The following is an 8,786-nucleotide window of genomic DNA, read 5'->3' on the forward strand; positions in this document are numbered from 1 at the left end:
ATGACTCATGATGAACCCTTTTTCATGGCTCCAGATGACAAACATGATCTCATATCAGGGACTTGTTCGCACCTTCCTTAGACATTGATTGTGGTAACTTACATCGTCTAGCCAAACGACTGGGGTTAAAATGATAAAGATACATAGCTATGGGCCATTATAGAGTTGCATCCTGCATATTGGTTAACGTGTTGATTTATAGTGTTTTTTATGCACGTATGGTGTAATGTGACGCTAGCATGGTATTGAGAATGTAGTTATGGATAACAAAGTTTCAATCGAAGAAATGCAAGCATTAAAAGTATTGCTTGTAGATGACCACGCTATATTGCGGGCAGGAGTCAAAGCTACACTCTCAACAGATCACCTTATGAAGGTGATTGCAGAGGCTGGCAATGGTAAAGAAGGATTAGATCTGGCAGTAGAATATGAACCAGATTTAATATTGCTTGACCTTCAAATGCCAGTGCTTTATGGATTAGAAACGCTGAAGAGAATCAGAGCAAAGAAAATAAAAAGCAAGGTCGTTATCTTCACCGAGTCAGATTTGGAAATTGATGTTGTAGAAGCGTTTAGGTTCGGAGCCAATGGATATCTTTCAAAAAATATTGAACCGCTTGATTTAATTGGCTTCATTAAGAGCATATGTGCTGATACATCAATTGAAAGTCCTCAGTAAAACAATAAAGTAATGTCAATCTCATTATCAGATAGTAATGTTGGCATTATTGAATCATTAAGCCATAGAGAAATTGATGTAGTAAAACTTCTTGCTGAAGGTCACTCAAACAAAGTCATTTCAAAATTATTATTTATATCTCATGGGACGGTAAAAATACATGTGAGAAACATTCTAAGAAAACTAAAATTAAAGTCTAGAGTTGCTGTTACTGTATGGGCACATAACCGAACTATTAAGTAACTATAATTTAAAAATGTACATAAATAAAAATTAACTTGATATTTTTATTGTTGCAGATTATTGCCATACTAGTTAACGACTCTCTTAAATCATATGCCCATAGGGTGCATATGATTTATAAATTCTGCTTGCAACGATACATGGCCTCATCCGCCAAACGGAGTAACAAGTTTAGATCTGGTGGTATAGTTGCATCATATTCCACATAGCCTATAGAACAAGAAAGGTTATATACCTTACCGCTATGCTTATTGAACTCATCAAAGATCTGATTTATTCGATTATTGATTGATTCAATATAGTTAATGTTTGTTTCTGGGAGTAAAACCACGTATTCATCACCACCTAATCGAGCACAGATATCAGCATTTCTAAAAATCAAGTTGATCAAGCTGGCGGCTTGGCACAATGCATCATCTCCAACATCATGACCAAATCGATCGTTTATAGATTTGAAATGATTCAAATCTATAAACAATAATGAAAGGCCCCTTTTCGTTCTGTATGCATGTTGCAAGTACCTCTCAGCCAGAAGAATAAAACCTCGCCTGTTGGTTATCCCCGTCAACTCATCTATTGTCGCCATTTGAACTGCACGTAACTCGCTTTCAACTGTTAATGCCAAGTCGGTAAATAAAGCTCTATCCTTTTCTCCAAAAGCCCTAGCCTTACGGTCTATAAGGCACAACGAACCGATATGCAATCCATCAGTTATTACTAATGAATGACCAGCATAGAATCGGATGTATGGCTCCCCTTGAACCATTGGATTATTATAATAAAGAGGATCTTTGGTTGCATCCTCAATAACAAGCATGCGTTCTTTGAGAAATCCATTTTTACAAAAAGAGATATTAGGAAGAGGTTCATGGATGTTTAGGCCATAACAAGGCTTGGCCCACTCGTGTTCATTGTCTTCGAATGAGATCAGGGCAATAGGCACATCAAACATGTTGCGAGCCATTCTTGTTATACGAATGAAACGTTCCTCTGTTGGGGAGTCAAGCACTTGGAGACGGCGCAATGCATCTAAGCGAAGAAAGTGGGGATCACTGGTTTCAGAGAACGGTTGCATCCTTGCGGCCTTTTACGTTGTGTCCGAAGCGATGCTATTATGACACTCATTTGGATATAACTAAATAGAATGCTGGATTACGGATGACAGATTTTTAGCGCGGGTATGCGAAAATACACACATTTGGTTTTCTAATGAGACCATCACTAGGGGGCAATCGAAACTCATTCGTGTTGTTCTATGAAGGCGAGGATATCATCGAGCACCCCAGACGCTTGTAAAGCACCATGGCACGAACTGGATTTTAAATTAATCATAATAGCAAAACTGCTCTTGCAGTTGTTCTACTCTACCCTCGGTTTTCATTTTTTTTAGCATTAAGGCCAAATCTTTCGCTAGCCTTGAGTGTTTTTTATTAAGATACGCATAGCCTGCCAAGGTATCAACAATTCCTGCGGAATATATTTTATTATACTCGGTCGATTCCGCAAGCAATGCTTGCTTGCTCCTATCAAATACCAGAGTCTGCTCCACAAATACATCAACGCGTCCTTTTATCAGTTTTTTCAATCCCTGCTCAGTTGTGTTTACCTCTGTCGGCAGGGGGGAGGTAATAAGCTTGGAAAGTGCGTCTTCGGCGCGTTTTGAGCCTCGCCTGAATTCAACTCTTAATCCTTCCTTATCTAGGCTATGCCAAGAATTATATTTTGATTTATTGTCATACACATAAGCTTCAATAGTCACGTTGAAATGTGATTCATTCACTCTGATCAAGTTGGTTGTTTGCTGTTGGTATTCAAATGCCCGATGAATTTCACCATCAACACTGCCATCCTCCGCGAGGATCGGTGCTCTTCCACCAGGAACGCCCTGATATAGAAATTTATATCCCAATCTAGAAAATGCCTCGCTATAAATATTATATAACCAGCACCCATACTTTGAATGATAAGTGTCCTCTGAACTAACTAGAACAATTTTGGTATCAACAGCAATAGCGCATGAAGAAAGTGTCGCAAGGAAAATTAACAATATGTTTCTTATGTTGTATTGTGAAAACATACATACCCCACATTGACACATCCCACTTTTAATATAGCTCACGTTAAAAAATTCGCCATGCTAAATGAAATTAAAATACTGTTGGTGACATTTCTCACGAGATATGGGCTCGCGCCACTTAAATAGTGTTTCTTCCAAAATGGTTTGCTCTGCTGAAAGCTAATGTATAGGAATTCGAGTAGCAAGCCATCAATGCATATTCATAGACAAGTAATTAAAATTATACACAGACACTGAATAAAATAAACAAGATCCCCATGATTAGGGTATCTTGTTTCATACGGTCAATTACTTCTTTACCAGTATAAAAATGATTTCTCTAAGAAATGCTCAGATAGTTGTATTTTTGGCGACAGCTATTTATCGTTTCACTTTGCATGAATACATCTCTTCATCTGCGTGCCGCAGTAGTTGATCTAAATTAGGCGGCATACTAGCATCGTAAATCACAATTCCTAAGGAGCATGACAACTGGTATGGCTTACCACTATGACTATTGAAGTCATCTATTGCATGATTCAGCCGCTCTTTAATTCTCTGACAATGTTCACTACCAGTGCCAGGTAAAAGGACAACGAATTCATCCCCACCAAGGCGAGCGAATATATCAGCATCGCGGAATACTCGGCATAACAACTCGGCCATATGTCGCAACGCGTCATCGCCAATGTCATGACCAAACTTATCGTTAATTAGTTTGAAGTGATTTAGATCTAAAAAAAGTAAGGCCGCTGTGTGTTTTACACGAAATGCATATTTCAAACTTTTTTCGGCGAGCAGCATGAATCCTCTACGGTTAGTTATCCCCGTCAATTCATCTATGGTTGCTCTCTGAACGGCTTGTAACTCACTCTCAACCATGGATGCCAAATCAGCTAACAGCACTTGGTCTCGTGGGCTAAAACCCCTGGGTTTAGAGTCTATGATGCACAATGTACCCAGCTTCAAACCGTTCCCAACTTCTAGTGGATGGCCTGCATAGAAGCGAATGTGTGGTTCCCCCGTGACTAAGGGGTTGTCAGAAAATCGTGGATCTTGGGCCGCGTCTTCAACTACAAACAGTTCTTCACCGAGAATTGCATGACCACAAAAAGAAATGTCTCGCGGTGTCTCCAATACCGGCAACCCACAACATGACTTGAACCACTGTCTGTTTTCATCCACCAATGAAACCAATGCGATGGGCACATCAAACATGTTGCGAGCCATCCTGGTAATCCGGTCAAAACGCTCCTCTGCGGGGCTATCAAGTATCGCTAAACGGCGCAATGCGTCTAAGCGAAGCCGTTCGTTATCCGGTACTACAGGGCTTTGCATCAACATCTCCTTGTTGTGTGGGCACTGTACGCTGCCAACATATACTGTGCATCTGTAGATCTGATGTACTGACAGTATATTACAGTAGGTAGACCTATGATTTCGAGCCATCTCATCTTTGATGACAGGAGCAGTGTTTGCACTCTTGGTAGCGTGGTTGTCGCTCGCTCGACAAACAAGAGCTCGCCTAGAATCCCCCTAGGCTGTGTTCTTAAAGTGATGAAGATATAATCTCACATCTTCTCAACAGCTTAAGATCCATTCCGTGTCCCGCCGTTATCAGCTGACTGATGCACAATGGGGGCTTATCGAGCCCCTGTAGTGGTCTAATCATCCCGGACACCATTTTAGGTGGTACAGTCGCCACCATGACCTGAGGTGTTCAATGACAAGATTACGTCGCTCATTTACTGCCGAATTCAAACTCGAAGCAGCATCCCTGGTGCTCGACCAGGGGTATTCTGTTCCCGAAGCAAGCCGTTCACTGGATGTCGGTGAAACTGTGCTTCGTCGCTGGGTTCAGCAACTGCAATCCGAACGCAGTGGCACAACCCCAATCAGCAAAGCGCTGACTCCGGAGCAGCAGAAAATCCAGGAGCTGGAAGCCCGTATCAAACGACTCGAACGTGAAAAGGACATACTAAAATTATGTATGGTCTGCTCCTTATCTGCAAGCTTGAACTGATTTCCAGAAGTCGTTTGCGTCAATGTATCCGGCCTGTCTGTGAGCCGTTTTCCGGCTCTGGCCTTGATGGGATCCGCACGTCATCGTCCTAATAAAGCTACCAGTCTCGAGAGACTGCTTTTTTAGCCAGGCTGCAACGTCGTGGGGTAAACGCTTCTGTCATCTGTTTTTGGCTCGCAAAACCGGGTATGAGTTCTATCAGTTAAACGGCTGAACTTGTGTTGGGATACGGTTGGTAATCCCTGCCGGATGTCAGCACTTTCCAGCAAATTCGCATTATCTTGTTGGCCAGGGCGATAAGTACCACATGGTTGTGATGGCCGACCTCTAGCCTGGCGACCCATTCGCCTAACGATGATTTGTCACGCTTCATGTGAATTTTCAGCGCTTTGGCGCCCTGAATAACCATTTGCCTTAAATAGCTATTGCCACGCTTACTGATCCCGCCGAGCGAAGATTTGCCGCCCGTTGAATATTGCCTGGGGACCAGCCCCAACCAGGCTGACAGGTCGCGGGCTTTCTTGAATTGTGAGCCATTGCCAATTGCGGCAATCAACGCGGTTGAGACAATTGGTCCAATGCCGGGGACGGTACTGATTTTTTGGCACAAACTCGACGTGCTCGAGGCTTGTCCGAGCATGAGGCTCATGTCATCAATCTGAATATCCAGCTGTTGCCACCGTTCTCTCAGACGCAATACCAGGGCGCGGATAAAGTCAGGCAAGCCATTCTCGGCATCTTCAAGGATCGTCGGCAGAGAGCGCTCGAAGACTTTTCTGCCGACTGGCACGGTGAGCCCATATTCTAGCAGCAACGCTCGCATCTGATTGACAGTGGCGGTTCGTTCGACGATGAAACGCTGACGGACGCGATGAGTCGCCTGCAATGCCAACTGTTCATGAGATTTCAACGGGACACAGCGCATAGTGCCTCTGCTACCAGCCTCGGCAATGGCGGTGGCATCGTTGAAGTCATTCTTGTTCGATTTGAGGTAGGGCTTAACAAATTGAGCGGGAATAATCTTGGGCTCGAACCCCGCCTGTTGGAACAGGTGTCCCCAGTATTGCGAACCAGGACATGCCTCGAAGGCAACCCGACAGGGTGGAGTCGTACTGATGAACTGTTTCAGTTGTGAACGAGTGAGCTTTTGCTTGGTCAATACATGCCCCATGCGATCCATCGCCACCAGGTGAAACCAGTTTTTGCCTAAATCGATCCCGTAAATGTAAATCTGCGCTTGAGTCATGATGAGCCTCCTTGATGCTGGCTCCAGCATAGCGGGGTGGATAGAGCAGACCATCCCATTAGGCTACTGCTCTCTTGATGGCGGGATAGACCGATTAAGGGAGCAAGCCCCCATCACCTTGGTCTGCTGCGCTTTCGATGTGCCCACTTCCTGTTTTTACGATTATCTGGCCCGCAGGCGGGCGATTAACCGTGAGCGTATGCAGCAGCGCTGTGAGTTGCGCCGTTTGTTCAAAGAAAGTCGGAACTCAGCGGGCAGCCGCACCTTGATGTCGATGATGCGAGAGCTGGGGTATCAGATTGGCCGATTCAAAGTGCGCAGTCTGATGAAGGAAGCCGGTCTGGTATCCAAGCAACCGGGCGCTCATCGCTATCAGGTCGCCCGGTCTGAGCGACCGGATATTCCCAATCTGCTGGCCCGTAAATTTGATGTCCAGCAACCCAATCAGGTGTGGTGTGGCGATATCACCTATGTCTGGGCCGCGGGTCGTTGGTATTACCTAGGCGCAGTGCTTGACCTGCACACCCGGCGGGTCGTGGGCTGGGCGATGTCTGATAAACCTGATGCAGAATTGGCAATCAAAGCACTGGAGATGGCCTATCAGCAGCGGGGTTGCCCATCCGGTGTGCTATTTCACACTGACCAGGGCAGCCAATATGGCAGTAGGGTATTTCGGCAACGACTGTGGCGCTATCGCATGACCCAGAGCATGAGTCGGCGTGGTAATTGTTGGGATAACGCCCCGATGCAGCGGTTGTTCAGGAGTTTGAAGACGGAGTGGCTGCCGGCCACGGGATACATGCACTTGCGGGAAGCAAAGCGGGATATCAGTTATTACTTGATGGATTACTACAACTGGCGGCGTCCACATCAATACAATGACGGGATGCCGCCAGCAAGAGCCGAGGATCGGCCTAACCAAGTGTCCGGATTTAGTTGACCACTACACCCAGTTTCCTTCTCGAAGCCTGATCGGGCGCCCTACCCGTGAAACGCGCCAAGTGCTCGATGGCATTCTCTGGATACTCCACACCGGAGCTCCTTGGCGAGACCTTCCAGAACGTTTCGGACCATGGAATTCGGTCTACAACACCTTCCGGCGTTGGCAGGATGCAGGCCGGATTGATGCCATTCTGGAAGCGCTGCAACTCAAGCTCAATGAAGAAGGGCTCATCGATTTCGACCTGTGGTGCCTGGACGGCTCCAATGTCAGAGCATCCAAAGATGCTGCCGGTGCACGTAAAAAAACACCTCAATGAATCAAGCCCTTGGCCGTTCGCGGGGAGGTTTCGGCAGCAAAATTCACTTGGTCACGGACGGTCATGGCTTACCACTGAGCTTCTGCCTGTCACCGGGGCAATCAGCAGAAATCAGCTATGCAACAAGCGCGTTGGCCATGGCGAGGATACCAACGTCATCAGGTCGCTACCGAACACGGCCAGCGCATCTTGCCGCAGACAAGGCCTATAGCAGCAAAGCCTTTCGAGCCGAGCTACGGCGGAGAAGGATAAAAGCGGTCATTCCGCAACGCAGCGACCAGCAACGGCGCCATAAGGGGCGTCCATTGGTACTGGACAAGGTGCATTACCGCAGGCGCAATGTCGTGGAGCGGTGCTTCGGTTGGTTGAAGAAGTTTCGCCGGTTTTCAACGAGATATGAAAAGCTAGCCAAGAGTTTTGCAGCCTTTATCAAACTGGCTTTCTGCCTTCGCTACTTGCGCGAGTTATGTGTGGACAGAAAACCAGCATTTTGAGAACACAGCCTAGTTTTATTCGACCATCCTAGCAAAAAGCCATTCCGCAGTTAACTTGTTTGTCATTAATGAACTAACCTCATATCATCAAGTCTCCCAGTTTTTGCATCTGGATGTTTCACGATGGTCAGAGTCATTTTTCAAGCCAAGGTACATACCTCCGTTGATTCAGGCGGGTGGGTCGAAGTCCCACATTTATGCTTGCAACACTGCGTTATAGAGGACTTTAAGGCTCACCCTCGCTGGAGAAGATCCATCTCATCTTTAGAGCTGGATGAGATTCTCGAACAGCACACCACTAGGTTGTTTGGGGAGGCCAGGCGATTAGATCTGAACACTGTGCCTGAAGGTGTCTCTGTAGATGTGTTCGGGGCTTTGGCTATTGTTACTATAAATTTGATGCAGTGTGACACATACCATTGAAAATATAATATATTCAGACACTTATGGCTTTAAAGCTCAGGCCATCGTCTTCATCGTAGACAAACCTTAACGTTCAGATTGTATGAACGGTAGTAAGTAGTTATCGAGCAAGTCGTCCTGAGGGGGCTCGTTCAGGTTCGAGGAGGGTGATCACAATGATGGGCTCATTTAAAGCTTTCTGGTATGGTTAGCCCATCAGATTTTTTCAGACAGGATGTCGGTGTAATGAGTGATAAAACCCAGTGGAAAACATGGTCATTGATTTCCCGCATGCGTCTTGGGTTAGGGAAGGTGCGAATAAGCGGGGAAATTCTTCTCGGCTGACGCAGTCATTTCATTTCTTCATGTTTGAGCCGATTTTTT

At 45.7% G+C, this 8,786-nt stretch carries 6 protein-coding genes and 3 pseudogenes; 5 read left to right on the forward strand and 4 right to left on the reverse strand.

Annotation, left to right across the window (positions count from 1 at the left end):
* Positions 1 to 259 precede the first annotated feature (259 nt).
* Together G5315_RS20375 and G5315_RS20380 are read left to right on the forward strand one after the other, a co-directional pair.
* Positions 260 to 679, forward strand: a complete 420-nt coding sequence (locus G5315_RS20375) for a response regulator (RefSeq protein ID WP_421333903.1) — start codon at positions 260 to 262, stop codon at positions 677 to 679.
* A gap of 12 nt (positions 680 to 691) precedes the next feature.
* Positions 692 to 922, forward strand: a complete 231-nt coding sequence (locus G5315_RS20380; RefSeq protein ID WP_420939917.1) for a LuxR C-terminal-related transcriptional regulator — start codon at positions 692 to 694, stop codon at positions 920 to 922.
* Between the two features lie 115 nt (positions 923 to 1,037).
* Here the strand turns inward: G5315_RS20380 and G5315_RS20385 are convergent, their stop codons facing one another.
* The 3 genes from G5315_RS20385 to G5315_RS20395 all read right to left on the reverse strand — a co-directional run bounded on the left by G5315_RS20385 (position 1,038) and on the right by G5315_RS20395 (position 4,316).
* Positions 1,038 to 1,997, reverse strand: coding sequence for a sensor domain-containing diguanylate cyclase (locus G5315_RS20385; RefSeq protein ID WP_421333905.1), 960 nt, complete (start codon positions 1,995 to 1,997; stop codon positions 1,038 to 1,040).
* Positions 1,998 to 2,246: 249 nt separating this feature from the next.
* Complete coding sequence (locus G5315_RS20390) at positions 2,247 to 2,999, reverse strand: transporter substrate-binding domain-containing protein (RefSeq protein WP_201944907.1); 753 nt, start codon at positions 2,997 to 2,999, stop codon at positions 2,247 to 2,249.
* Positions 3,000 to 3,359: 360 nt separating this feature from the next.
* A complete protein-coding gene (locus G5315_RS20395) occupies positions 3,360 to 4,316 on the reverse strand; it encodes a diguanylate cyclase domain-containing protein (RefSeq protein WP_421333907.1) in 957 nt (318 codons plus the stop codon).
* Between the two features lie 385 nt (positions 4,317 to 4,701).
* Between G5315_RS20395 and G5315_RS20400 the strand changes: the two are divergent.
* Positions 4,702 to 4,962: pseudogene (locus G5315_RS20400) on the forward strand (transposase); the annotation flags it as partial.
* A 241-nt stretch (positions 4,963 to 5,203) separates the two neighbouring features.
* Here the strand turns inward: G5315_RS20400 and G5315_RS20405 are convergent.
* Positions 5,204 to 6,247 (reverse strand): IS110 family transposase, encoded by a 1,044-nt coding sequence (locus G5315_RS20405; RefSeq protein ID WP_201944901.1) that lies wholly within the window; start codon positions 6,245 to 6,247, stop codon positions 5,204 to 5,206.
* 61 nt (positions 6,248 to 6,308) lie between these two features.
* Between G5315_RS20405 and G5315_RS20410 the strand changes: the two are divergent.
* Positions 6,309 to 7,187, forward strand: a pseudogene (locus tag G5315_RS20410) (IS3 family transposase); the annotation flags it as partial.
* 31 nt (positions 7,188 to 7,218) lie between these two features.
* Positions 7,219 to 8,000 (forward strand): annotated as a pseudogene (locus G5315_RS20415) (IS5 family transposase); the annotation flags it as partial.
* Positions 8,001 to 8,786: the final 786 nt, after the last annotated feature.

The sequence above is a fragment of the Aeromonas sp. 603607 genome, from assembly GCF_049171595.1.
GTDB classification, from domain to species: domain Bacteria; phylum Pseudomonadota; class Gammaproteobacteria; order Enterobacterales; family Aeromonadaceae; genus Aeromonas; species Aeromonas veronii.